General features: G+C 66.3%; 22 protein-coding genes. 12 read left to right on the top strand and 10 right to left on the bottom strand.

Annotated features, from left to right (window positions below; all coding sequences use genetic code 11):
- Positions 1 to 108 precede the first annotated feature (108 nt).
- The 6 genes from ON32_RS13695 (at position 109) to ON32_RS13665 (ending at position 5,983) form a co-directional block, all read left to right on the top strand.
- Positions 109 to 1,254 carry an acyl-CoA dehydrogenase family protein gene (locus ON32_RS13695; protein ID WP_040791171.1) on the top strand — a complete coding sequence of 382 codons (1,146 nt, stop codon included), beginning with the start codon at positions 109 to 111 and terminating at the stop codon, positions 1,252 to 1,254.
- 450 nt (positions 1,255 to 1,704) lie between these two features.
- Positions 1,705 to 2,799, top strand: a complete 1,095-nt coding sequence (locus ON32_RS13685; RefSeq protein WP_157224185.1) for a hypothetical protein — start codon at positions 1,705 to 1,707, stop codon at positions 2,797 to 2,799.
- 179 nt (positions 2,800 to 2,978) lie between these two features.
- Positions 2,979 to 3,791, top strand: coding sequence for an SAM-dependent methyltransferase (locus ON32_RS13680; protein WP_040791169.1), 813 nt, complete (start codon positions 2,979 to 2,981; stop codon positions 3,789 to 3,791).
- Between the two features lie 105 nt (positions 3,792 to 3,896).
- Positions 3,897 to 4,379: an MTB12 C-terminal domain-containing protein gene (locus ON32_RS13675; RefSeq protein ID WP_085995190.1), complete on the top strand. Its 483-nt coding sequence runs from the start codon at positions 3,897 to 3,899 to the stop codon at positions 4,377 to 4,379.
- 15 nt (positions 4,380 to 4,394) lie between these two features.
- Positions 4,395 to 5,132: an ABC transporter ATP-binding protein gene (locus ON32_RS13670; protein WP_040791167.1), complete on the top strand. Its 738-nt coding sequence runs from the start codon at positions 4,395 to 4,397 to the stop codon at positions 5,130 to 5,132.
- On the top strand, positions 5,129 to 5,983 hold the full coding sequence (locus ON32_RS13665) for an ABC transporter permease (protein ID WP_174361628.1): 855 nt from the start codon (positions 5,129 to 5,131) through the stop codon (positions 5,981 to 5,983). Before ON32_RS13670 ends, ON32_RS13665 begins: the two co-directional genes overlap by 4 nt.
- Here ON32_RS13665 and ON32_RS13660 read toward each other — a convergent pair whose 3' ends face one another.
- On the bottom strand, positions 5,984 to 7,297 hold the full coding sequence (locus ON32_RS13660; protein WP_157224184.1) for a cytochrome P450: 1,314 nt from the start codon (positions 7,295 to 7,297) through the stop codon (positions 5,984 to 5,986).
- 774 nt (positions 7,298 to 8,071) lie between these two features.
- On the opposite strand from ON32_RS13660, the gene ON32_RS13650 reads away from it, so the two are divergent.
- Complete coding sequence (locus ON32_RS13650; protein ID WP_040791164.1) at positions 8,072 to 8,311, top strand: hypothetical protein; 240 nt, start codon at positions 8,072 to 8,074, stop codon at positions 8,309 to 8,311.
- A gap of 38 nt (positions 8,312 to 8,349) precedes the next feature.
- On the opposite strand, the gene ON32_RS13645 is transcribed toward ON32_RS13650, so the two are convergent.
- The gene (locus ON32_RS13645) at positions 8,350 to 8,772 is read right to left on the bottom strand and encodes a hypothetical protein (protein WP_040791163.1); all 423 of its coding nucleotides are present in this window, start codon (positions 8,770 to 8,772) and stop codon (positions 8,350 to 8,352) included.
- Between the two features lie 111 nt (positions 8,773 to 8,883).
- The gene (locus tag ON32_RS13640; protein ID WP_040791162.1) at positions 8,884 to 9,675 is read right to left on the bottom strand and encodes an SDR family oxidoreductase; all 792 of its coding nucleotides are present in this window, start codon (positions 9,673 to 9,675) and stop codon (positions 8,884 to 8,886) included.
- A 142-nt stretch (positions 9,676 to 9,817) separates the two neighbouring features.
- Between ON32_RS13640 and ON32_RS13635 the strand changes: the two genes are divergently transcribed.
- Positions 9,818 to 10,708 carry a helix-turn-helix domain-containing protein gene (locus ON32_RS13635; RefSeq protein WP_051133199.1) on the top strand — a complete coding sequence of 297 codons (891 nt, stop codon included), beginning with the start codon at positions 9,818 to 9,820 and terminating at the stop codon, positions 10,706 to 10,708.
- Here the strand turns inward: ON32_RS13635 and ON32_RS13630 are convergent.
- Together ON32_RS13630 and lexA are read right to left on the bottom strand one after the other, a co-directional pair.
- Positions 10,683 to 11,354 (bottom strand): hypothetical protein, encoded by a 672-nt coding sequence (locus ON32_RS13630; protein WP_040791161.1) that lies wholly within the window; start codon positions 11,352 to 11,354, stop codon positions 10,683 to 10,685. The genes ON32_RS13635 and ON32_RS13630 overlap by 26 nt on opposite strands.
- A 14-nt stretch (positions 11,355 to 11,368) precedes the next feature.
- Entirely contained in the window at positions 11,369 to 12,115 is a 747-nt protein-coding gene (gene lexA / locus ON32_RS13625; protein WP_083874450.1) for a transcriptional repressor LexA, read from the bottom strand.
- A gap of 320 nt (positions 12,116 to 12,435) precedes the next feature.
- On the opposite strand from lexA, the gene ON32_RS13620 reads away from it, so the two are divergent.
- Together ON32_RS13620 and nrdR are read left to right on the top strand one after the other, a co-directional pair.
- Positions 12,436 to 13,011 carry a hypothetical protein gene (locus ON32_RS13620; RefSeq protein WP_040791160.1) on the top strand — a complete coding sequence of 192 codons (576 nt, stop codon included), beginning with the start codon at positions 12,436 to 12,438 and terminating at the stop codon, positions 13,009 to 13,011.
- Positions 13,012 to 13,254: 243 nt separating this feature from the next.
- Positions 13,255 to 13,722: a transcriptional regulator NrdR gene (gene nrdR / locus ON32_RS13615; RefSeq protein WP_040791337.1), complete on the top strand. Its 468-nt coding sequence runs from the start codon at positions 13,255 to 13,257 to the stop codon at positions 13,720 to 13,722.
- Positions 13,723 to 13,779: 57 nt separating this feature from the next.
- Here nrdR and hrpA read toward each other — a convergent pair whose 3' ends face one another.
- Positions 13,780 to 18,015 carry an ATP-dependent RNA helicase HrpA gene (hrpA, locus tag ON32_RS13610; protein ID WP_040791159.1) on the bottom strand — a complete coding sequence of 1,412 codons (4,236 nt, stop codon included), beginning with the start codon at positions 18,013 to 18,015 and terminating at the stop codon, positions 13,780 to 13,782.
- Positions 18,016 to 18,215: 200 nt separating this feature from the next.
- On the opposite strand from hrpA, the gene ON32_RS13605 reads away from it, so the two are divergent.
- Positions 18,216 to 18,848, top strand: a complete 633-nt coding sequence (locus tag ON32_RS13605) for a DUF5134 domain-containing protein (RefSeq protein ID WP_040791158.1) — start codon at positions 18,216 to 18,218, stop codon at positions 18,846 to 18,848.
- Positions 18,849 to 18,886: 38 nt separating this feature from the next.
- Here the strand turns inward: ON32_RS13605 and ON32_RS13600 are convergent, their stop codons facing one another.
- Positions 18,887 to 19,561 carry a PhzF family phenazine biosynthesis protein gene (locus ON32_RS13600; RefSeq protein WP_040791157.1) on the bottom strand — a complete coding sequence of 225 codons (675 nt, stop codon included), beginning with the start codon at positions 19,559 to 19,561 and terminating at the stop codon, positions 18,887 to 18,889.
- A gap of 127 nt (positions 19,562 to 19,688) precedes the next feature.
- Between ON32_RS13600 and ON32_RS13595 the strand changes: the two genes are divergently transcribed.
- The gene (locus ON32_RS13595; RefSeq protein WP_040791156.1) at positions 19,689 to 20,597 is read left to right on the top strand and encodes a hydrogen peroxide-inducible genes activator; all 909 of its coding nucleotides are present in this window, start codon (positions 19,689 to 19,691) and stop codon (positions 20,595 to 20,597) included.
- On the opposite strand, the gene speD is transcribed toward ON32_RS13595, so the two are convergent.
- The 3 genes from speD to ON32_RS13580 all read right to left on the bottom strand — a co-directional run bounded on the left by speD (position 20,594) and on the right by ON32_RS13580 (position 25,555).
- The gene (gene speD / locus ON32_RS13590; RefSeq protein ID WP_040791336.1) at positions 20,594 to 21,814 is read right to left on the bottom strand and encodes an adenosylmethionine decarboxylase; all 1,221 of its coding nucleotides are present in this window, start codon (positions 21,812 to 21,814) and stop codon (positions 20,594 to 20,596) included. The two genes, ON32_RS13595 and speD, sit on opposite strands and share 4 nt — an antisense overlap.
- Positions 21,815 to 21,833: 19 nt before the next feature.
- Positions 21,834 to 22,937 carry a type III PLP-dependent enzyme gene (locus tag ON32_RS13585; RefSeq protein WP_040791155.1) on the bottom strand — a complete coding sequence of 368 codons (1,104 nt, stop codon included), beginning with the start codon at positions 22,935 to 22,937 and terminating at the stop codon, positions 21,834 to 21,836.
- A 98-nt stretch (positions 22,938 to 23,035) separates the two neighbouring features.
- Positions 23,036 to 25,555: a DEAD/DEAH box helicase gene (locus ON32_RS13580; protein ID WP_444543716.1), complete on the bottom strand. Its 2,520-nt coding sequence runs from the start codon at positions 25,553 to 25,555 to the stop codon at positions 23,036 to 23,038.
- Positions 25,556 to 25,635 lie beyond the last annotated feature (80 nt).

The raw sequence follows: 25,635 nt of genomic DNA, 5'->3' as shown, positions 1-25,635 counted from the left end.
AGCCTGCGGATTCCAGGAGTGAAGTAAACACCGATTCTCCTTCCGGGTACGGTGGATCACAACGACGGGCCGGTGTGGGCCGGTTCGTGTGGTCACTAGGAGGTTGGTGTGGAGCGCACACTGTTCGAGCCCGAGCACGAGCTGTTCCGGGAGTCGTTCCGCAAATTTCTCGATACGCACGTGGCGCCGAACCACGACCAGTGGGCCGAGCAGGGCATTGTCGATCGGTCGGCCTGGATCGAGGCCGGTAAACAGGGCTTCCTCGGCATGGCCGTACCCGAACAGTACGGCGGCGGCGGGGTGAAGGACTTCCGCTACAACGCGATCATCACCGAGGAATGCGTGCGCGGCCAGTACTCCGGTCTCGGGTTCTCCCTGCACAACGATGTCATCGCTCCCTACCTGCTGGAACTGGCGAACGAGGAGCAGAAACAGCGCTGGCTGCCCAAGTTCTGTTCCGGTGAGCTCATCACCGCCATCGCCATGACCGAACCCGGAACCGGTTCGGACCTGCAGGGCATCAAGACCCGCGCGGTCCGCGACGGTGACGAGTGGGTGCTCAACGGTGCCAAGACCTTCATCACCAACGGCATCAACTCCGATATCGTCATCGTGGTCGCCCAGACCGATCCCGACGCCGGTGCGTTGGGCTTCAGCCTGCTCGTCGTGGAACGTGGGATGCCCGGTTTCGAGCGTGGCCGCAACCTGGACAAGATCGGTCTCAAGGCGCAGGACACCGCCGAACTCAGCTTCACCGATGTGCGGGTTCCCGCTGCCAACCTTCTGGGCGAGGAGGGCAAGGGCTTCATTCACCTGATGCAGAACCTGCCGCAGGAACGTCTGTCCATCGCGGTCATGGCCGCCGCGGCCATGGAGAGCTGCCTGGATATGACCATCCAGTACGTGCGGGATCGCAAGGCCTTCGGCAAGCCGATCGGTGCCCAGCAGAACACTCGGTTCGTGCTGGCCGAACTGGCCACCAAGGCCACCGCGGTGCGGGTTTTCGTCGACCGCTGCATCGGCGAACTGAACGCCGGCACCCTCTCCGCCGAGGACGCCGCCATGGCCAAGTGGTGGAGCACCGAGGAACAGCTCGAGCTGATCAACCGCTGCCTGCAGCTGCACGGCGGCTACGGCTACATGCGCGAGTACCCGATCGCCCAGGCCTACCTGGATGCCCGAGTGCAGACCATCTACGGTGGCACCACCGAGATCATGAAGGAGATCATAGGGCGCAGCCTGAAACTGTCCTGATCATCGGGGTGGGGCCCGACGTACGGGCCTCGCCCGTTCGGGTCCGTTTCGGGGGGCGGCCGGTGAGTCGGAAATACCCGTGTCTTCAGGGGCGCGGGTATTTCATTTTCCGCCGACGGTGATGTGGCACGGCTCGGAGCTCGATCGCTGTCTCGATGGAAGTCGAGCGTTCGTTCGACACGGATATCCGGCATTCGGAATTCGACTGTCCGATAATCGAGTTCACGGTGTCCGGGAAGGGTGCCCGCGGCTGTCGATACGACGGTCATCGCACCGTTCGTGGGGGTGACCTCGATGTATCGCCGTCAGTGGGTCGGTACATCGCCTCGGACGAACAGCGGTCCGGGATCGAGGCATGCCGTACGGTCGGAATGATAAGGGAACAAACATGTCTCGGGACGGCCGATATGCGACACTGGCGCTGTGCAGCCCAAGCGTAGGATTCACTTCGTGGGCAGTTTGCCCGCACAGTTGGACAGTCCGGAGAAGGCAATGGCCTTCGCCGTCGATACGGCCGGTGAATTCCTGGACGGTCTGGTTCCGGGCGGTGAAGCGGATCCCTATCGCGCCCAGTGGTATGTAAGGCCCATTATCGATCGGCTCGGTGAACTCCCGGTGCTGGAGTCCGTGCGAAGCGGTGATTGGTCCACCCTGCGTTCCCGCGACGTCTTTCGGCTTCGCCCGGGTCGATCGCTGGGCGAGGTCGATATCGACGCCGCGCTCGGTTATGCGGCGGAGGCCGAGCGGGTCAGGGACGCGCTGGCCGATATACGCCGAACCAACCCCGGACTTCGTCTGCAGGTGGGTATACCGACGCCCTTCGTCATCGCGTTCATCGCCTTCGAGGCGCGGATGCTGCTGTGGCGTCGGGGCTCGGTCGGTCGCGGTGACCGAGGCCGTCCCTACTACCGTCCGCTCGTCGATGCCACGGTCCGCGAGATCGTCCGTATCCGTGAGGCCTGGGGGGACGATGTGGTATTCCAACTCGAACTGCCGGCGGAGACGCTCCTGTGTGCGCGGTTACCCGCGGGTCTGCGACGGATCCCGGCCGCCCTGGCGGGGCGAGCGATCGCACGTCTCGTCGCGCGGGCGCCCCATGATTCCCGTTTCGGTGTGCACCTGTGCTATGGGAGCCTGGACGGCAAACCGGCCGTGGCGCCGAGCTCGACGGCCCCGATCGTCGCGTTGGCCAATGCGATAGCGCGATACTGGCCTGCGGGTCGGCATCTCGATTTCGTCCACTTCCCCATCGGCGACGGTGAACAGGCGCCGGTGCGGCCGCGGTACTACGCGCCCCTGGCACGCCTCGAACTGCCCGCCGATACGCGTCTCGTTGCCGGACTGGCGCTTCCGACGCAGCCGCTCGAACAGGCACGACAGGGGCTGGCGGCGGCGGAGGCGGCCTACGGCGGTGTATTGGACGTCGCATCCCCGTGCGGTCTGGGGCGCTATACAACCGTGGAGGCCGCGCGGTCCGCGGTGACGCACGCGGTCGCCCTGGCCGAAACGGAGGCGGTTCCGGTCGGAGACGGTAGTCGAGGATGAGCGCTGGTGGTCATACCGTGGATCTTGTTGCGTCGGAAAATGGTTCGTCGATGATCCAACTATCCGGTTCGGTCGTCGGAGCGGAGCATCGTTCGGGCAACGTATCCACCCACCACATCCGAGCGACGGATCCGCGGAGGAGCGCGCGTCCGCGGTGACGATCGGCTACGGTTGTATCTGTGGTCGAAGGAACTGAAGGGCCTGGGCCGGAAAACAATCGAACACCGCAACCGTTCGACCTGGACCTGATGAACTCTGCCCGGGTGTACGACTACCTATTGGGCGGAAAGGACAATCGCGAGGCCGACCGTGACCTCGCCGATCGAATGCTGTCCCATGCCCCCGAAATAAAAGCTCTGGCCGGGTTCACCCGGGGTTTCCTGTTCAAAGCGGTGGAGATGGCCGCGGAGGCCGGGGTTCGCCAGTTCATCGATCTCGGCTCCGGTATCCCGACCTCGCCCAATGTGCACGAGGTGGCCCGGAAGGTCGATCCGTCCGCGCGGGTGGTGTATGTCGACTACGACCCGGTCGTGTACGCCCATTGCAACGCGCTACTGGTCGATCCACCGGATGTCACGGCATTGCTGGGTGATATCCGTCGTCCGAACGAGATCTTCGATCAGTTGAAGGACCGCGCCCTGATCGATTTCGACGAGCCGGTGGCCGTCATGCTCGTCAGTGTGTTGCACTACGTGCTGGACGACGAAAACCCCGCCGAGATCGTCGCCGCCTTCCGTGATCGGTTGGCGCCGGGCAGTTATCTGGCGATCGCTCACGGCTCCACTGATTCCGCCCCGGAAGTGCTCCAGGTACTCACCGCCACCGAGGGCACGTCGGCCCAGGTCGCTTTTCGGTCCACGGCACAGACGCGGGCATTCCTCGACGGTCTCGAGGTGCTCGAACCCGGTGTGGTGCCGGTACAGCGGTGGCTCGCCTCCGATCTGCCGGAGACCCGAATGGTCATGCTCGGTGCCATCGGTCGCAAACCCTGAGGATCGGCCGGGACAGGAGTAGTCTCTGTCACGCCGAATTGTTTTGGTCGCCTGCACATTCGAGCGTGCGTCGAATACCGTCCCGCTCGATCGGAGGATGAAATGATGAAGACCCGCAAAATTGTCGCCGGTATCGTGTCGACGATCATGACGGCTGCCGTGGTCACGATCGGCGCCCCGCTCGTCACCGCCCCCGCCGCCTCCGCCGCCCCCGATGAGTTCCTCATCACCCGCGAGGTTCCCACCCTGGAAGATCTCGACGCCCAGGTCGCGTTCCTGATCGAAACACCCGCCTCCGACGATGCCAAGGCCGCCAATCTGGAAGGCGGTCACAAAGCGGTCGTGGTTGCGCGCACCCTCTACAACCTCGGTCTGTTCCGGGCACCGTTGGGGTCGAACGAGATCACCGGTCCCGAGACCCACGAAGGCAATGTGCACACCGCCATGCTGCGCAGCAAGACGGTCGGACGGCCTGATCTGGTCGCCCGCGTGGTCTGGAAGCGCATCGATGGTGTCTGGAAGCTGTCCAACAGCTCCGTGTGCGAGGGCGTCAAGGCCGTGGGACTGGCGATGAGCTGTGATTTCTGATCGGCTCCGAGCTTCGTGATCGATATTCGTGATCTCGCCCTGAGCTACTCGGGCGCGACCGTGCTCGAAGTCCCCGAGTTGACCGTGGCGGATGGGACGCTCACCTATCTGCTCGGTCTCAACGGCACCGGAAAAACCACGTTGCTGCGGTGTATTTGCGGCATCATCGCTCCTTCCGCGGGCACCGTTCGGGTCGACGGCACCCGCATCCGGGCCCACCACACCACACCGGCAACACTCGGAATGCATTTGGACCATCGGGCCTTCGACCCACGCCATACCGCACGTCGGCATCTCCGCTGGATCGCGCGGGCCCGCGGACTACCCACCGGACGGGTCGACGACGTTCTCGAACTCGTCGACCTCGCCCGGGTGGCCGATCGCCGGTTGGGGCACTATTCGCTCGGTATGCTCCAGCGGGTCGGTATCGCCGCCGCATTGCTCTCCGAGCCGCGCACCCTATTGCTCGACGAGCCGCTCAACGGCCTCGATATCGCGGGTATCCGCTGGATACGTGAACTGCTGCGGCGCCTCGCCGATGCCGGGACCTGTGTCCTGGTCGCCTCGCATCTGCTCGACGAAGTCGAACGCAACGCCGACCACATCGTCATCCTCGGGAACCGGCGTGTTCTGGTCGACCGGCCGTACACCGATCTCATGAGCACCCTGGCCCCCGGTGAGACCGGACTCGAGGACATCTACCTGCGAATCGCCGGTCTGCCCACCCAGCTCTCGTCGGATATGGCGTCATGAACAACCCCGGTCCGCTCACCTGGATCCGTCGCGGTATCGCCGCCGAATGGACCCGCACCACCGGACGCAGTTTCCTGTGGACAGTGGCCGTCCCTCTCACCTTCGTGCTACCGCTGGGCATCACCTTCGGTATCGCCGCCGTCGCGGAGCGACTCGCCGATCTGCCCGGACAGAGTTATGTGGCCACGGTCACCACCACCAACTCCGTGTACTGGGTGATCACTTTGTCCGTATCGGTCATGATGGTCACCACCGCCTACGCCCACGCCACCCAATGGCGCGGTCCGACAAGAGATCTCCATGCCTTTCTGTTTCCCCGGCCCTGGACGGTCGCACTGGCCCGGTGGATCTACTACGGCGCCATCACGGCGATCTCGACGGTTGCTCTGCTCGTCGTCGTCATGGTCACGCTGCCACACTGGTTTCCCCGGATCTACGGGGCGGTGGACATCAGCGATTCCGCCGGTATCCGGTTCCTCTGGACCATTCCGATCTACGCGTTCGCCGCATGCGGGGTGGGCGTGGCGGTCGGATCGCTGATTCGCACTCCGTCCGCCGCTGTGGCCGTTCTTCTGTTCTGGGTCCATGTGGCCGAGAACGCCATCAATCTGCTGCCCAACGGATATACCCTGCAGGCCTACGCTCCTTTCCTCAACGCCGTCGCCGCGACCGGCCAGGAAGTCGCATTCCTGCCTCGTTTCGGCCGCAACGGATCGCTGCTCTACTTCGTCCTCGTGGCCGTCACCTTGTTCGTCGTCACCGCGGTCCTACCGGTCTTCGTTCGCCGGATATCCGAATACCGGAGAACGAAGACCACCGAATCGGAGTCGTCACGGCTTTCGAGCGCGTGATCACACCGAGACCGGATGAACCTCGAGCGGAAGCTTTTTCAGTCCGGGGATCGGGCCGAGGGCCCGGGGAGGCCTCTTGGTCGTGGCCGGCCGGAACTCCCACTTCGACAGTAGACCGTGGAGAGTCGTCTGTAGGGCCACCCACGCGAAGTTGTTACCCATACACATCTGGTTGCCCATACTGAACGGAACGAAGTTCCGGCGTTTCGACCCGGAGTCCGACGGTGTCCATCGATCGGGGTCGAAAGTGTCCGGATCGGGGAAAATGTGCGGGTTGCGGTGAATGGCCGCGATGCTGCAGCCGATATCGGTCCCAGCGGGAAATGTGAAGCCGTCGAGTTCGACCGTGGTGACGCTGCGTCTGGTCTGTAGTAGTGGCGAGTGGATCCGCGTGAGCTCGTTCAGGAACCGATTCAGATAGTCGAGTCGATCGAGATCGCGGGGGTCGATATCTCCCGCGTCGGAGATCTCGTGCTTCAGTTTCGAAGCCACCTCGGGATGGTGTGCCAACTCGTACAGAGCCCAGGTCAGCGTGGCGGTCAAGGTGTCGATTCCGCCGAAGAGAACGGTAACGGCCTGTTCCGCCAGGAATGTGTCACCCCGGCGTTTCTCACCCGCCGAATCCAGCAGGATATCGATCAGGTCGTTTCGGCGGTCACCGCTGCCTCGACGCGCGACGATCAGCTGTCGGCAATAGTCTCGCAGTTGTGTGCCGGCCGACAGGAATCTGCGGTTCACCGGCAACGGCAGGTTCGCCAGCCGTGGCGGTAGCACACTGCCCACCAGTGCACCGCCGCCGATATCCGCGATCAGACCCGAGATGAGTCGCACCTCCTCGGTGTCGGGTTCGTGCGAGAACAGAGACCCGAGGAGATCGGTGATGGCCAATTCCATGACCGTGGAAACGATCTCGACGACCTGGCCCTGTCGCCACGAATCCGCCAACGCGTCCGCATGGCGCTTCATGATGTGCGCGTAGCTTTCCAGCTCCGTCCGATGGAACGCCGGCTGCATCAGGCGACGAAGATCCAGGTGTTGCTCACCGTCCGCGACGATCAGCGATTCTTCGAATATGAGACGGATGCGTTCGAAGAGACGCCCCCGCTCGTAGGCATCGGAGCTCTCCACCAATACCTTGTGGAGTAGTTCGAAATCGGTGATGACATAGACGACGAGATTGCCGATGTCGACACGTACTATCTTCCCCACATCGGCCAGATCCGCCATGAACCGGACCGGATCACGCCACAATTTCCAACCGTGCCCGACCACCGGCAAGCGGCCGGGACCACACGGGACATTACGAAGATCCACTGTATGTTGCTTTTCCTTCGGCAAGTTCGAGATCGGCGACCTCGGCGAATCGGTGCGCAACTCGGACGGTATCGATCCGCTCTTCCCGATGCTCCTCGGTGAGGGCGACGAACCGTGGGTTCGCGTCGTCGAGCGACGCGAGGCCGGCGATTGCCCGGCCGATGCGGGCGGCCGGGTACGGCCGACTTCCGGATCGGCTTGTCGGGCAACGATTTACTCGCAGATCTCGACGGATCTGCCTCGATCCCGGGCTTTTTCGATTCGTTGCGCGGGAATGTCCGCGTGAATGGGTGATGATCGAGCCGAATGGCCGAAGTTTGCTGTCCATCAGCACGTTACATTAGTCGATCTCGAGCCGGCCCCGACCTTTCTTTACGAAAAGAACGACCCGGTCTCGGTTATTCGTGGACACGGTCACGGAACGGTGCGTACCGATCCCGAGGGTGTCCCTGGATCCGCCGAATCGTCCCCATCGTGTCGTTGACGATCGCGAAACTGGTGAAGGTGAACGGATAGTAGACCGCCGACATCGCGTATTCGCGGGTCAGCACTCGTAGTTCCCCGCTGGTTCGCCGTGCGTCTCCAGGATTGCCCGGAAGCCGAGATCCCTGTTCTCGTGAACCGGAATCGAACGGCCCGGCATCGGCATGGCGAAATCCGATTACCGAACGAGTCGGGAGCGAATATGGTCTCGTCCGGCACTCCGTACTCGATCGGGCGCACGATGACCAGTCCAGCCGGGCGTCGGGTATAGCCGTTGCGGAGGATTCGCACGTGGGTGCCCGGCTCGACTCCGGTGGTGCCGACGACCTGCCGAATCACGTGGCCCGCAGCGGAATGGGCACGGGCGATGACGACATCACCGATCCGCCAACCGGAGAACCGGTCGATTCGGTCGTGCCCGAAGTCGATACGAGGATCGCCGGTGTGCATGGGGGTGACCCGGCCGGTCGGGTCGTGCTGTCAGGCGGTCACCGCGCCGCGCGGCCGGGCCCATTCCTCACCACGGTGTGAATCGGACTCGGGTTGGTTTATGTGGGTCGGCCATTCGCTCATTCCGGTGATTCCGGCTCCCGGATCTCGTCCGATATGGACCCGCCGGCGATATCCGCCTCGATTCCCAACTCCTCTTCGTACTCGTCGGGCGCGGGCGGGATCTCCCCCGGACCACCGGTGACCGATACGGCGTCGGACTCGGCGGCCCGGTGCTCCACCGCGGGGTCCGGGATATCGGGTTGCTCTTCTTCGAGGCGTTCGCTCAGCGGGCGAGGGTTGCGTTCCTCGCGTGGGGTCATACCGTACTTGTCCACACCGGACCAGTGCTCCGGCGGATCCATACCTTCCTCGAGTGGATCGGCGCGCAACCGGTCCTCGTCCAGGTCCTCGGCGCTGTCGAGGGCCGCCGCATCGGTTTCGACGGCATCCGGTGCGCCGGTATCCTGCGGCGGATCCCATGTGTCCTGGGGCTCGGTCATGGTGCTGCCTCCCTTCGCAGGGGGCGTTTTCCCAGGACGAACCGGTCCAAACAAGTCGAATACCGGCTGGGTGGCCGTATCGCCGTCTCCTTCGACCAGCCGCGTGGGCGATCACAGATCGGGGATGGGGATGTCGAGGTTCGGGGCGATGAGACCACCGTCGGTTTCGATCACCTTGCCGGTGAGGTAGCCGCCCGCCGGTGCGGCGAGGAACAGCGCGGTCGCGGCGATATCCTCCGGGTCGCCGAGCCGGCGTAGCGGTGTGGCGCGTTCCAGGGCGTGGCGCATGGTGTCGTCGGCGGCCACCGCTTCCAGTGCGGAGGTGCGGATGGAACCCGGTGCGATGGCGTTCACCCGGATCCGCGGGCACAGATCCATGGCGGCCAACCGGGTGTAGTGGGCAAGTGCGGCCTTGGCCGTTCCGTAGGCGGCGAAAGCGCGTCCGGGCAGGCGGCCCATTGCCGAGGTCACATTGATGACCGAGCCGCCGCCCGCGGTTTCCAGGATCGTGGGGACGGCCGCTCGGACCAGGGCATGCGCATTGGCGACATTGAATGCGAAGGCCTGCGCCAAATCATCCGGGGTGGTGTCCGGTAGGGGTTTGGGTAGAGCGCCGCCGACATTGTTGACCACGATGTCCAATCGGCCGAATCGTTCGGCCGCCGCCGCGGCCAGAGCGGCGGTGGCCTCGGTATCGGCGAGGTCCGCGACGACGATATGGGCGCGGCGGCCTACTTCCTGGACCCGGTCGGCCACCTTTTGTAGATCCGCCTCCGTCCGGGCCGCGATGACCACATCGGCTCCCGCTTCGGCGAAGCCCGTGGCGATGGCCGCGCCGAGACCGCGGCCGGCGCCCGTCACGATCGCGACCCGGCCATCGAGCCGGAATCGGTCCAGAATCATGCGCACTCCTGCCGTTGGGACGACACGGTCGGCGCGAATGTCCCGTCGACCCTGCCATCGGTGTCGATTATTCGACTACTCTGCGACGAATAGTCGATGCAGTGTAGGACCGTCCCGGTCCGTCTTCAAGGGATGAGGGCAGATGACGTCTACCTGGTCACCGCCCACCCGAAGAGTGGTGGCGGTGGTCGAGCTGATCGCGGAATCGGAGCGCCCCCTGAGCGTTTCGGCAATATCCGAACGGCTCTCCTTGGCCCGCGCGACGGTAACGGCCGTGCTCAACGAACTTCGTGCGGCGCAGTGGGTGACCCGTGACGAGCGTTTGTGCTACCGCCCAGGCCCCGCATTGCTCCGGCTTTCCGGTCCGGAGGCGGCCGGTCTCGGGGCCGCGGTGCGCGCCGAACTGGCCGCCCTGGCGGAGGCCGCCGGCTGCGGGGCCACGCTGAGTCGAATCGACCGGGGCCGATTGACCGTCGTCGCCAAACACTATGCGGGTGAACGGGTGGTGCCCGGGCTGGCGGTAGGACAGACGATTCCCCTGGCCTATCCGGCGGGTGCCGCCGTTATGCCGTGGCGTGGGCCCGAGGAACGAACACGATGGCCGGCCTCGGCGGATGGGGACCGCGGCGCCGAGGAACTGCTGCGATTCGTCACCGACCACGGGTTCGCCATATTCCGTCCGGACACCGACGACGCCGGACTCGTCGAGTTGCTGACCGACCTGCTCGGCGCGGTGGGCGCCGACCTGCTACGGCCCGAACTCCGGGCAAGAGCGCTGCGGCAGTTGGCCCGGCTCACCGCGCGGCCGTACACCGAGGCCGAGTTGGACACGGAGTCCTCGCTGCCCATCAGCTATATCTCCGCCCCGGTCCTCGTCGAGGGCAATGCGCCCTATGAGGTACAGCTCGGGCTGCTGCGTTCGGCAGTCGGACCCGCGGAACGTGCGCGGTACATCGAGACGGTACGCGCGGGGGCGCGGGCGCTTTCGGTGGCCTTACGGACCTCGATCAACGGTCGCGAAGGAGCCGGGTGACCGTGTCCGGGGTCCAGCGCCGGTCGGCGCCGGGTCGGGTGGCCAGATAACCGGTGATCTCGGGAATCGACCAGTGATGGGTATCGAGCAGACCGGTCGCGATATGACGCAGATAGGCGGGCGCCGGTGGGTTGCCCGGGAGGTCGCGCCGGCGCCAGGGGGCGGTGAAGGTGAGTACCGGCAGTCCGTTGTGAATGGTGGGACAGACCAGAGTTTCGTAGCGTCCGGGGCCGATTCGGGATCGGCCGGTGCGGATCGCTTCGGCGGGATCGAGGTCGACGCCGGGTGGCCGGTACATTTCCTGGGCTGCGATATCGCTGAACTGGGACAGGGTCAGCAGATAGGCCCGAACCCAGATGGTGGCGGGGACATCGGGATCGTAGAAGGCCCGCCCGCCGGTCCACACCGCGGATTCGGTGGCGAAATACAGCAGCCCGGGCAGGGTGAGGGGAATCGATCGCGGTGGGGCGGTGCCGTCTCGGCATCCGGACGGCGGTTCCGGTCTTCGATCGACGGTGGGATTCGTCCCGCCGGCCGGCGCGCCGCCGAGCAGATAGCAGCGCAGCCGGTCCGGGTTCATATTCGAGCCGTAGGCGGCGTACCAGACGTACTCGGTGGCGGCCACCGGTCGGGACGAAATCGCCATCGACCACCCACCGCTCAGATCTTGCGAATAACCGTGACAACCTTGCCGAGGATTCGCGCATCGTTGCCGGGAATCGGTTCGAACAGCGGATTGTGCGGCATCAGCCAGATGTTCTTCCCGCTGCGTTTGAACGTCTTCACGGTGGCCTCGCCGTCGAGCATGGCGGCGACGATATCGCCGTTGTCGGCGACGTTCTGCTGTCGGACCACAACCCAGTCACCATCGCAGATGGCGGCATCCACCATGGATTCACCGACGACCTTGAGCAGGAACAGCGACCCGTCGCCGACCAGTGCCCGAGGTAGCGGGAACACGTCTTCCACGGCCTGTTCGGCCAGGATGGGACCACCGGCGGCAATTCGTCCCAGAACCGGGACGAAGGTGGGGGCGGGATGGGAGCCGTCGGTTTCGGCGGTCCGCGCCTTGCCGTTCCGCTCCTCGGCGGTTGCCGCCGTCAGGGTGGTCACGGAGCGAACCGCCTCGTCCAGGCCGCGGACGTCGACCGCTCGGGGCCGATTGGGGTCACGGCGTAGATAGCCCTTGCGTTCGAGGGTGCGCAGCTGGTGGGCGACCGAGGAGGTGGATGTCAGACCCACGGCGTCGCCGATTTCCCGGATACTCGGTGGATAGCCCCGCACGTTCACGGAGGTGCGGATCACCTCGAGTACCTTGCGCTGACGCACGGTGAGATCGGTTTCGGAACCCGATCCGCTCTCGTCGCCCGTGTCGCCCGTTCGGCTCACCACAACCGCCTTTCTCATCGGTCTTCGGCTCGATAACGCCGTGCCGCAGTGGATATCGTGCACCGAATCTAGCCGCCCGATGTCCAACTATCAAACACCTGTTCGAGGTTTGCTCGGCGTTTCTCCTGACATTGTCGCGCGTGCGTGGTAGAAATCGAACACCAGTTCGTCGAACATGTGATCGAATCCCGGTCGGTCGAATCCCGGTCGGTCGAATCTCGGTGAAGGGGGCTCGTCGGCAGGAGGAGGCGGTGGATGGGCGGCCGCGGGAGGCGCATGTCGGCGGGCGGGGACGGTAGTGGACGGTCGGTGCGGGACAACCACGGAGGTCTATCCGAATGAGCACGGCGATCAACAACGACAACACCGGTACATGGGAAGTCGCATCCGGATCCGGGCGACTCGCCGTGGTGCCGCCGGCGGATGTGGGTATCGGTTGTCGGTTGTCGTCCCCGGCGTGCGATGCGGTCCCCGGACGTGGGGTCTACCACGGCCTCCACCGCTCGGGCCCGGCGGACCGAACGGATACCGGTCCGAGGCTTCTCGGCGCGGGGGCGGTGCGGCGCACCGAATGCCGGCACGGCGGTATACCACCGCGCACGGCGGGCAGGCGTCGCGGCTCGGCACCCGCCTCCGCGGCGGGGTGGGCCTTCACCCGGTGCGGCACCGGGGCATTGCGGGTGCGGGGCGCGGTTTCCCGGCCACCGCATCCGGTCGAGTACGTCGAGCGGGCGCAACTCGGGTTCGCGGCGCTGACACTGGCGGCGGTGTCCACCGCGCTGGTGGTGATCGCATTGCTGGTCCTCGCGCATCTGCGCGCGGGATCCGTTGTCCCGTCGGCCCCGGAAACCGTGCCCACGGTGAGCGAGTCGTATTCGGAACCGCCGGGCGGCGCGCAGCACTGGTCCAGGTAGCCGGTCTCCCGGCGTATCGGATTCGTGCGGTCGGCGGCCGTCGAGCCCCGACGCGGTCGGCGGAGTCGGGGTGAGTGTCCCCCTCGATAGGGACGCACCGGTATCCTCGAAGTACTGACCACAGTGGCCGGTGATCCCACCGGCCGACCCGGTACCGGGGTAGCAACCGGTACCCGCGCTCGCCGGACCCGCACGACCGGCATCGGTCCGGCCGCGAGCGTTCGCATCGACGAAGGACCCCGGATGCACTGCCCGTACTGCCGACACCCCGACTCCCGGGTCGTCGACTCGCGTGAGGCCGATGAGGGAGCGGCCATCCGTCGCAGACGCGCTTGCCCGGAATGCGGTCGTCGTTTCACCACGGTGGAGACCGCGATCCTCTCGGTGGTCAAACGCAGCGGGGTCACCGAGCCGTTCAGCCGGGAAAAGGTCATCCGGGGGGTGCGCCGCGCCTGCCAAGGGCGGGAGGTCGACGACGATGCCCTGAACCTGCTCGCCCAGCAGGTCGAGGACACGGTGCGGGCGAAAGGGTCGCCGGAGGTGCCCAGCCACGAGGTCGGGCTGGCCATTCTCGGCCCCCTGCGCGCCCTCGACGAGGTCGCCTACCTGCGTTTCGCCTCGGTGTACCGCTCGTTCACCTCGGCCGAGGATTTCGAACGCGAGATCCGGGATATGCGACGGGCCCGCGCCGCCGTGAGCGCCGGCGACTGATACCGATATCGAGCCGACGGTGCGTCCAACCGTTCGGGTTCGGACCCGGTCCGCGCCCTAGCGGCGGATGGCGCCGATCGCCTTCTGGATCCGCTTGAGCGATACCGGATACGGGGTGCCGAGTTGTTGGGCGAACAGGCTGACGCGCAACTCTTCGATCATCCACCAGATCTCGGCCACCTCGGGGGCCTCGCGCCGCTGCTCGGGCAGCCGGGACAACAACTGTTCGTAGGCGGCGAAGGCGGCATCCACGTCGGCCATACCCCGACGGTCCCGGTCCGCCGATCCCGGCAACGACTCCAGTCGAACCACGGCGGCTCGCAGATAGCGGGGCAGTTCCCGTAGTCGCACGGCGCCCCATTCCGAGATGAAACCCGGGAACACCAGCTCGGCCAGTTGCGCGCGGACATCCTCGGCGATATCCCGTTCCCGGGTATTCGCCAATGCGGAAGTGACCCGATGCGCTTCGGCAAGGACCGGGACCACCGTGCGCACCAGCCGGGCAACCGCGGGGGTGAGTTTCGGGCGCAGCGATTCGATCAGTGCCGCGAACCGTTGCGGGCTGCGCACCGGTCCGCCCGCCGCGGCGACGAGTTCGTCGACGGCACCGGCTCGGCAATCCTCCACCAATGCCTCGAGGGACCCATACGGGTTCTGGCTCAGGACCAGTCGATCCGCCGGTGACAACCCGGCCGTCGCCGCCCGCACCGAGGTGGGAATCGCCCGCAATACCAAGGCTCGGGTCCCGGCGCGCATGGCGCGCGCCTGTTCGGCCGGGGAGCTGAGCACCCGCACCGCCACCCCGCCGGCCTCCGGTACCAGTGCCGGATACCCGGTGACGGTCTGGTTGCCGACCCGACTGCGTACGGTCGGTTCCAGGGTGCCCAGCGATTCGCTGGTCCACACCGTTGCGGGTGGACGTTCGGCACTCGCCGTCGCCCGCGATACCGACCGCGCGACCTCGTCGGACAGTCGGGTCCGCAATCGGGTCAGATCCTTGTCGGTGGCCAGGACTCGCCCGTCGGCATCGGTGGCGGCGAAGGTCATCCGCAGATGGTCGGGGAGAGCGGCGGGATCGAGATCACCGGGGGAGATCGGCGCGGCGCCCAATCGGGTCAGCTCCCGGGCCAGCCCGATCCGTAGCGGTTCGGCGCGGGGAGTGAGCGCGGCCAATGCCGCGGCCGCAAAATCCGGGGCCGGGACCACGGTGCGACGCAACTGTTTGGGCAGTGTTTTGATGAGCGCGGTCACCAACTCGTTGCGCATACCGGGCACCAGCCAGTCGAATCCGACCGCCCGAACATGCGGAAGCTGTGCCACCGGGATATGCACCGTCACACCGTCGTCGGCCTGTCCCGGTTCGAACTGGTAGGTCAACGGGAAGGACAGTTCCCCCTGCCGCCAGGTGTCCGGGAAATCCGCCGGGTTCAGTCGATCGGCGCCCGCGTTCACCACCGTCTCGGTGGTGAAGTCGAGCAGGGTGGGATCGGCTTGTTTCGCGGTCCGCCACCAGCTGTCGAAATGCCGGACGGAAACGATATCGGCGGGGATACGGCGGTCGTAGAACTCGAACAGGGCTTCGTCATCGACCAGGATGTCCCGTCGCCGGGCCCGGTGTTCCAGGTCGGCGATATCGTCGAGCAGCGCTCGATTGCGGTGGAAGAACTCGTGGCGGGTGCGCCATTCGCCCTGGACCAGGGCATGCCGCAGGAACAGCTCTCGTGCGGTCTGCGGGTCGATGCGCCCGTAGTCGACGAGCCGTCCGGTCACCAGCGGAATGCCGTAGAGGGTGACCCGCTCATAGGCCTGCGCGGCGCCGCGTTTGGCCGACCAGCGGGGTTCGGAGTAGGTGCGCTTCACCAGATCACCGGCGAGCCGTTCGGCCCATTCCGGTTCCACCCGGGCCGCGATCCGACCCCACAGCCGGGAGGTTTCGACCAGTTCGGCCGCCATCACCCACCGGGGCGGTTTCTTCGCCAATGCCGATCCGGGGAAGATCATGAACTTGGCATTGCGGGCCCCCAGGAATTCCCGGGATTCCGCTTCCCGCACACCGATATGCGACAGCATCCCGGCCAGTAGCGAGCGGTGGATGGCGGTGGCGTCCCACGGATCGGTCTCGGTACTCATCTCCTCGAGCGGGCGTGGTACCGCGCGCCGGGGTCGGGCCCGTCCGTCGGTCGCACCCACTCGTTCGGGTCGGCCGTTGCGGTTGCGGCGGGATTTCTTCCCGGAATCCGCGGTATCGGTGACCTGTCCGCGGGTCGGTTCGTCACGATCGGGCTCATCGTGGACCGACCAGCCCATCCCCTTGGCTATGGTGCGCAATTGGCCGTGCAGATCCTGCCACTCCCGGATTCTCAGGTAGTGCAGGAATTCCTCGCGGCACATCCGTCGGAATCGATTGGCCGACAGGGTGCGGCGCTGCCCGTTCAGGTATTCCCACAGCCGCAGATAGGCCAGGAAATCGGAGTTCTCGACCGCGAACCGGGCGTGGGCGGCGTCGGCGGCCTGCTGTCGGTCGGCGGGGCGTTCGCGCACATCCTGGATCGAGAGCGCGGCCACGATGACCAGCACATCGGCCAGGCATCCGTTGCGGTGCGCCTCCACCAGCATCCGGGCCATCCGTGGGTCGACCGGCAGTCGGGCCATCTCGCGGCCGGTGGGGGTGAGTACGAGTCCGCGATCGGTGTCGTGGCGCCGACGCCGGGAGCCGGGCGCCGAGCCGGTGGGGGATGCGTCGGCCGGTGTGTCGGTGCCGGGGTCGGACGCACTTTCCGCGGTGGCGGATGCGCGCGTGTCGCGAGGGGATGCGGCGGGTCGTTCGGCTGTTCGTCGGGCCAGCGCCCCGAGTTCCTCCAGCAGGGCGATACCGTCGCGAATCGCGCGTCGGTCGGGAGCCTCGACGAAGGGGAAACTCTCGATATCGCCCAGGCCGAGCGCGGTCATCTGCAGGATGACCGCGGCCAGATTGGTGCGCAGGATCTCCGGGTCGGTGAACAGCGGCCGTGATTCGAAATCGTCCTCCGAATACAGCCGGATACAGATACCGTCCGCGACACGCCCGCAGCGTCCGGCCCGTTGCCGGGCCGAGGCCTGGGAAATCGGTTCGATGGGCAACCGCTGCACCTTGGTGCGCATCGAGTAGCGGGAGATCCGGGCGGTGCCGGGGTCGATCACATAGCGGATACCCGGCACGGTGAGCGAGGTCTCGGCCACATTGGTGGCCAGCACCACCCGGCGGCCGGTGTGCGGGGTGAACACCCGGTGCTGTTCGGCCGCCGACAATCGCGCGTACAGCGGCAGGATCTCGGTGCGCGGCAATTTCAGATCGGCGAGCGCGTCGGCGGTGTCCCGGATCTCACGTTCCCCGGACAGGAACACCAGCACATCCCCATCGCCCTCGGCGAACAGTTCGACCACGGCGTCGCAGATGGCGTCCACCGGATCCCGGTCGATCACCCGATCCTCGTCGTCCGTTTCGTCGTCGGAGTCGGCGGCCGGCGGCGGTAGCGCCAACGGGCGGTAACGGATCTCCACCGGATACGACCGGCCGGACACTTCGACGATCGGGGCCGGTGTGCCGGAGGCATCGGCGAAATGGCGGGCGAACAGCTCCGGGTCGATGGTGGCCGAGGTGATGATCACCTTCAGATCCGGGCGGCGCGGCAGCAGCTGTTTCAGATAGCCGAGCAGGAAATCGATATTGAGGCTGCGCTCGTGGGCCTCGTCGATGATGATCGTGTCGTAGGCGCGCAGCATCCGGTCGCGCTGGATCTCGGCGAGCAGGATGCCGTCGGTCATCAGTTTGATCAGGGTGTGATCGGCCGCCCGGTCGGTGAACCGTACGGTGTAGCCGACGGCGTCACCCAGTTCGGTGCCGAGTTCCTCGGCGATCCGCTCGGCCACGGTCCGGGCCGCGAGCCGGCGTGGCTGGGTATGGCCGATCATGCCGCGAATGCCACGGCCCAGTTCCAGACAGATCTTCGGGATCTGGGTGGTTTTGCCCGATCCGGTCTCGCCGGCCACGATCACCACCTGATGGGCGGCGATGGCCTCGGCGATATCGGCGCGGCGGGCGGTGACCGGCAGCTGTTCGGGATAGTCGATCTTCGGTACGGCCGCGCGCCGATCGGCGATCCGCTGTTCGGCGGCCGCGATCTCACGGTCGAGGCGTTCGTGGTCGCCGTCGCGGACCCGGTCCAGTTGCCGGCGCAGCCGGTGTTCGTCGCGGAGGGTGAGCGAGGCCAGTCGGGTGCGGAGCTCGCGCGAGCCGGCTGCTGTCCTGGTCATTGCGTCGACCAGCCTAGCGAAAGCACCCGCTCGGCCGGCGTGGCGGTAGGCGAGGTCACACCGGAATACCTCCGGTTTCCACATCCGACACGGACCGGTGGGGAGTGCCACCCGTGGAGTTTCGGAATCGAGGATATCGGTCCCGGCCGAATGCGAACATGAAGAGCGGATCGCGGTGTGGTGGCGAGAGGCATTGGGGCATGGTGGAATTCGCGATGGGACATGCGGTGTTGCGGTGGCTGGTCGTGGGGGCCTTCGTGGGCGCGGTGGGGGTCGTGCTGGTCGGGCTGTCGAGCTCGCGTCCGGCGCCGGTCGACGCCGGTGGGCGGGACGGACTCGCGACCGGGGCGATCGGGTCCGCCGTGGCGGATCACGAATCCGATGCCGCCCACCTGCTCATGTGTGCCGTCATGCTCGCCATGCTGCTGTTCCCGTCCCGACTGAGCCCGCATGCGCTGCACGGTGTCCTGCTCGCCATGGCTGTGGTGTTCGGGCTGCTGTTCGTGGACCGGACACTGCGGTGGTACGGCGAGGGCCGCGCGCGGTCCGTGGGCCGGCCCGCGGTATTCGGTCGTCACTTCGTAGGTGCGGTGGTCATGTGTTACACGATGTCCGGACATTCCGCGACGGGACATACCGGGGGATCACCTGCCGGTGTGCTGCTCGGGCTCGCAGTGCTGTTCCTGGTCGATGCCGTCGTGGTTGCGGTGCCGCTTCCCCGTGGCGCCGCCCGGTGGCAGTTGTGCGCGCACGGGGCGCACGCGGCTCGGCTACCTCATGCGGTGATGGGCCTGGGCATGGCGTACATGCTGGTCGAGGCCGCATACGGGTGAATGCCGCGACCGGATCGACCCCGGTCGGTGTCCGGTGTTCACACGGTGACAGGTGGTTCGGCCACCACGCGCCCGGCGAGGCAGACCCAGCCGTCGGAGTTCCATTCGGTGAAGATCTGCGATCCCTTTCCCTGGGTGATCACCAGCCCTTGGCGCAGTCGGGCGGTGAGCGCCACGGCGGCCGCGCCGGTTGCCTCGTCCTCGGCGACCCCCACGGCGGGAGCGAACATGCGAGAGCGCAACGCACCGCGGTGTTCGTCGGTCCAGGTCCACACGTAGTGTTCGCCCCCGTCGAAATCGGTTGGGGTGAACGCGGCCAACTCCTCGGTATTCGCGACCTGGTGAAAGGTGAAGTCGGTGGTCCAGGACGCCTGGACATTGATGCTGACGAGTCCGTGGGTGCTCTGCACCCGGACGAGTCCGGCGGGCAGATCCAGGATCTGGGCCGGTGTTCCGCGTTGGGCCAGCCACCATGCCGTCCCCACGGCGGGATGACCGGCGAACGGTAGTTCGACCGCGGGAGTGTAGATCCGTACCCGGGCGACTCCGTCGACGGGATCGTCCACGAAAATCGTTTCGCTGAAACCGAGCCGGGTCGCCACGGCCTGTCGGTCGGGCGTGGCCACCTCCTCGGCTCGAACGACTCCCAACTCATTGCCGAACCGGCCCGTGGCATCGGTGAAAACACGCAACACTTCGGCCTGTGTGCCCATACCTGCCGAGAGTACCGGGCGGTGGTGTCGGGCCAGGGCGCTCAGGGCCTGTCGCGTTGGTCCCATCCGGGTACGGGTTGGGCCCATCTCAAAAGCAAAAGTGATATATATCACTATAGTAATAGGCGTGCCCGATCCGAACTACCAGCCCACTCTCTCGCAGTTACGGGCTTTCGTCGCCATCGCCGAATACCGTCATTTCGGTACGGCCGCGGCTCGGCTGGGTGTGAGCCAGCCCACTCTCTCGCAGGCGCTCGCGGCACTGGAGAACGGTCTGGGACTCCAGCTGATCGAGCGCAGTACCCGCCGGGTTCTGGTCACCGTCACCGGCCGGCGATTGCTACCCCAGGCGGTTGCCACCCTCGAGGCGGCCGATCGATTTCTGGCCTCGGCCGGCGGGGACGGGCTCGGGGGCGCCCTGCGGATGGGCATCATCCCGACCGTGGCACCCTATGTATTGCCGACGCTGCTGCCCGTCCTGCGCCGGCAGGCGCCCACACTGATTCCTCAGATCGTCGAGGACCGCACCGCTCGCCTGGTCGATGCCCTACGCACCGGCCTTCTGGACGTCGCGGTGGCGGCACTGCCCATCGAAACCACCGGACTGATCGAAATTCCGCTCTATACCGAGGAATTCGTCCTGGTCACCCCTGTCGACCACGAGCTGGCCGGACGCGGCGACATCAAACCCGCCGATCTGGATTCGATACCGTTGCTGCTCCTGGACGAGGGGCACTGCCTGCGTGATCAGACCCTGGACATGTGCCGCGCAGCCGAGATACACCCCGCGCCGGTCGGTGATACCCGAGCCGCCACCCTGACCACGGTTGTGCAGTGTGTGGCCGGCGGCCTGGGGGTCACACTGCTGCCGCAAATGGCCGTCGCGGTGGAGACCGAGCGGGCCGGTCTGGCCACCGCGCGATTCGCCGACCCGGCACCGGGTCGCACCATCGGTCTGATCTTTCGTGCCTCCACCGCGCGGGGTGACGACTATCGCCACCTGGCGGAGCTCATCCGCGCCCAGCAGCCGCGCTAAGCCGACACCTGGGCTTCGGCGCGCAATGCGTGGGGTTCGATCGCGCCCCGACGCAGCGCGGGCCCGTCGATGGTCTCCGGTCGATAGGGAAGGGTGGCGAGCCGATCGACCATACCGGTCACCGGATCATCGATCCGCTCGGTGAGGCCGAACAGGAACGACCATTCGTGCTCGTCGCTGCCGTAGTGGACCACGGTCTCGAACTGTTCGTGGAAACGCCGCCAGGATCGCCGCAGCGTCTCGTTGCGCCACATGGTGGCACAACCGGCCTGTGCGGCCAGTACGCCGCCCGGGGCCAGCAGATCTCGACACCGCTGCAGGAACTCGGTTTCGTAGAGGCGATTGTGTTGGGCCTGCTCGGGGCGTTCGTCGGGCAGGTCGATCACGATGACGTCGTAGCGGTCGCCATTGGCCGCGGCCCGGGCCAGGAAATCCCACCCATCGGCGAAATGCACCCGGATCTGCCCTTTACCGGCGCTCGCCTCGGCGAGTTCGGCGGGGGTGTAACCGTAGGGCAGGTGCTCGGCGCACAGCTCGACCGCGGTGCGGTCGATATCGACGTGGTCGACCCGGTTGGCGCCCGCGGCGACCGACATCTGGCTCGCCACTCCCTCACCGGAGCCGATGATGAGCACATTGTCCAGCTTCTCGGTCAGAAGGAACGCCGGAACCATCAAGGCCTCGTGATAGGTGAGCTGGGAGAACTCGGTGGACTGGCGATCGTCGTCGGAGAACAGGGAAATGCCCTGTTCGGTGCGACCTATCAGCAGATGTTGGTAGTCGGTGTGGGTGTCGACCAGTACCTCGGAGAGCTCCCAGGTACGGGTCAGACCCGGCCCGACCGGCTCCACTACCCGATGCCCGGCCTTGCCGCGGCGCACGGTGGAGATACGGACCCGCTGCGGCGCCAGGGCCGCGCGCAGGTATTCCGCCGCCTTCTCGGCGCTTTCACCCTTGGTACCGCAGGTGAACACGTCGACGAAGATGTCCCCGCTCTCGGGGTAGGTGTGGATCGAGGCATGTGATTCCGACAGCAGCGCGAGAATGGTCACGCCCTGGGGCTCGAATTGTTTGTGCACCATATCGCAGATCGTGACCCCGGCTGCGTCCAGTGACTCACGCAACGCGGTCTCGAGACGGGTGACATCATTGCAGAGATCTGCGTCGACACCACCGAATTCGGCCAGTACATGCCGGCCGGTGAATTCCGCCGTCACTTCGCATACCTCCTCTCGCTCAGTGCCCCAGGACATGGACGGCCAGGGGCGGGAAACCGTTGAAGGACACCGACGAATAACTCGCCGTATACGCGCCGGTGTCGAGAATGCGGATCCGGTCACCGGCCCGCAGAGTGGTGGGCAGCAGAATGCGGGTGCGCTGGTAGAGCACATCGTCGCCGTCGCAGGTCGGACCGGCCAGCACCACCTCGCCGACCGGGTCGCCGTCGCGGTCGGTGGCGAAACGGTAGGCGATGTATTCGTTCTCGGTTTCGGCCAGCCCGTTGTAGCGGCCGATATCGAGGTACACCCAGCGGCGGCCGTCCGGCGCCGTCCGCACCCCGACGACCTCGGCGTGGATGGTGCCCGCGGTGGCGACCAACGCCCGCCCCGGTTCCACCACCAGACCGGTTGTCGCGGGTAGGAATTCGGCCGCCGCGGCGGAGATCACCGCGGTGATCCGTTCCAACTCCGGCGCCGGGTCGGCGTAACCGATCGGCAGGCCACCGCCGATATTGACGTATTCGACGCCGATTCCCTTGTCACTCAAGGCCGCGACGATCCGACCGGCCTGTTCGATCCCGGCTCGCCAGGCCTGCGGATCCAGCTGTTGCGAACCGACGTGGAAATACGGTCCCACCACGGCCAGACCCAGATCCGCGGCCCGGGCCAGCAGTCGAAGCGCCTCCTCGGGGGCACAGCCGAACTTGCTGCCGAACGGTGTCTGCGACTGCGGTGCGTCGGCCAGGAACCGGCACTCCACCCGGGCGCCGGGGGCGTGCTCGGCAATCCGCAGCAGATCGGCTTCGGTGTCGAACGCGAAACGGCGTACCCCCAGGGCGGCGGCGCGGGCGATATCGCCGGCCTTCTTGATCGGGTTGCCATAGCAGAGCCGATGGGCGGATACCCCCGCTGCCAGGCACAGCTCGATCTCTCCGACGGAGGCGATATCGAACTCCGCGCCTTCGGCGTCCAGGACGGTGACGACCTGGGGCAGCGGGCACGCCTTGACCGCGTATCGGATGATTGCCGGACGAGGCGTCGACATCAGGCCGGACGCGAGGTCGCGGTAGTTCGCGCGGACGCGCTCCGGGTCGATGACCAGGTGGGGTGAATCGAGCATGGGCAGGTCTTTCCGTCGGGCAGCGGGGGAGAGAGTATCAGCGGCTCGAACCCGAAACCGAATCCGTGCCGGACACGCGGGACCACCTCGCGCTCCATTCACCGCACCATCACCGGTGCTTCACCCGGCCACAATCGTGACCTCGTCGAATACGACCTCACCGGCCGCATCGGAGGCCGCGAGGTCGACGGTCGCCAGTAATGCCCAGCCGCGATCGCCCGCGGGATCCTCCAGTGTTTGCCGCACTTCCCAGAAACCGGGTCGGGTTCGCACCTGGAACAGGTGGGGCCCCGGGCATCCGGACCGGTGCCGATACTGCCGTACTCGGCGAAGTAGGGGGCCAGTTCACGCTCCCAATCCGGTCCCGGCCCCAGCTCGGCGAGCGCGTCCCACTGCCGTCGCGCGGCCAGTTCGACCCGGCGGAACATGGCGTTGCGCACCAACACTCGGAAGGCACGTTCATTGGCCGTGATCGGACGGACGGTCTCCGCTCCGAAGGCGACCTGCTCGGCATCGGTTTCCGCGCCGGCCCCGGTCAACTGCTCCCATTCGTCCAACAGACTCGAATCCACCTGACGGACCAGTTCCCCCAGCCATTCGGTGATGTCGTCGAGTTCTTCGGTGCGCGCCGACTCCGGCACGGTGCGTTTCAAGGCGCGATAGGCGTCGGCCAGGTAGCGCAGCACGATACCTTCCGAGCGGGCCAGCTCGTAATGGGAGATGAGCTCCGTGAACGTCATCGAACGCTCGATCATGTCGCGGACCACCGCTTTCGGGGACGGGGTGAACTCCGACAGCCACGGATGACCGGCACGGTAGGTCTCGTAGGCGCTATCGATGAGTTCCGCCAGCGGTTTCGGCCAGGTGATCTCCTCCAGCAACTCCATGCGTTCGTCGTACTCGATGCCCTCGGCCTTCATCTCCGCCACGGCCTCGCCGCGTGCCTTGTGCTGTTGGGCCAGCAGCAGCTGTCGGGGGTCCTCCAGTGTCGATTCGATGAGCGACACCACGTCCAGGGCATAGGTGGGGGATTCGCGGTCGAGCAGCTCCAAGGCGGCCAGGGCGAACGGCGACAAGGGCTGGTCCAGCGCGAAATCCCGCTGCAGGTCCACGGTGAGCCGGGCCCAGCGGCCCTGGGCGTCCGGTTCCGGCAGCTGCTGTACCACCCCGGAATCGCGTAACGCGCGGTAGAGCCGGATGGCGCGGAGGATGTGCCGGCGCTGCGCGGGGCGCGGTTCGTGATTGTCCTCGAGCAGATGCCGCATGGCATCGAAACAGTTGCCGGGGCGGGCGATCACATTGAGCAGCATCGAATTGGTCACCCGGAACCGGGACACCATCGGCTCCGGTGGCGCCGCCACCAGTCGTTGAAAGGTCTCCTCGCTCCAGGACACGAAGCCCTCGGGTGGTTTGCGTCGCTGGACCTTCTTGCGTTTCTTCGGGTCGTCGCCGGCCTTGGCCAACAGTCGAGTGTTCTCCACCTCGTGTTCGGGGGCCTGGACCACCACCGTGCCCATGGTGTCGAAACCGGCCCGTCCGGCCCGGCCGGCGATCTGGTGGAATTCCCGCGCCTTGAGCCGGCGGGTGCGTACCCCGTCGAACTTGGTCAGACCGGTCAGCAACACCGTGCGGATGGGGACGTTGATCCCGACGCCGAGGGTGTCGGTTCCGCAGACCACCTTCAGCAGACCTTCCTGGGCGAGCCGTTCCACCAGTCGCCGATACTTCGGCAGCATGCCCGCGTGGTGCACCCCGATACCGTGCCGGATCAGCCGGGACAGGGTTTTGCCGAACCCGGAGGAGAAACGGAACTCGCCCAGGGCCTCGGCAATGGCCGCTTTCTCGGTGCGGCCGGCGAAATTGAGACTGGTCAACGCCTGCGCTCGTTCCAGAGCCGCGGCCTGGGTGAAATGCACGACATAGACCGGAGCCTGATGGGTGGTCACCAGTTCTTCGATGGTTTCGGTGATCGGGGTGCGGGCGTAGGAGAAACTCAGCGGCACCGGACGCTGGGCGCCCGAGACCACCGCGGTGGCGCGGCCGGTGCGGCGGCGTAGATCCTCGGCGAAGAAATCGACCTCACCGAGGGTGGCCGACATGAGCAGGAACTGGGCGCGCGGCAACTCCAACAGCGGCACCTGCCAGGCCCACCCCCGGTCCGGGTCGGCGTAGAAGTGGAATTCGTCCATCACCACCTGGCCCACATCGGCGTTCGCGCCCTCGCGCAGCGCCACATTGGCCAGAATCTCGGCGGTGGCACAGATGATGGGGGCCTCCGGGTTGACGGCCGCATCGCCGGTCACCATCCCCACACGTTCGGCGCCGAACAGTTCGCACAGGGCGAAGAACTTCTCGCTCACCAGGGCCTTGATCGGCGCGGTGTAGTAACTGCGCAGCCCTCGGGTCAGTGCGAACAGGTGTGCGCCCACGGCGACCAACGATTTTCCGGACCCGGTCGGGGTGGCGAGGATGACATTGGAATCGGACGCCAGCTCCAAGAGCGCCTCGTCCTGCGCGGGGTACAGCGGCGTGCCCTGATCGGCAGCCCATACCCCGAACGACTCGTACAGGGCCTCGGCGTCGGTTCCCGGTATTTCGAGCAGCTCGGTCAGATCCACTCGACTCACCCTACGTCCTGGCCTCGGCGGCTCGCGGGCACCTCGGCACCTGTCCGAGATCGCGTCGTCGGCCCGTCCAT

The organism is Nocardia paucivorans NBRC 100373, assembly GCF_000308675.1.
In the GTDB taxonomy this organism is placed as follows: domain Bacteria; phylum Actinomycetota; class Actinomycetes; order Mycobacteriales; family Mycobacteriaceae; genus Nocardia; species Nocardia paucivorans.
The sequence above is the reverse complement of the archived record's forward strand: the minus strand, read 5'-3'. Positions and strand labels throughout refer to the sequence as shown.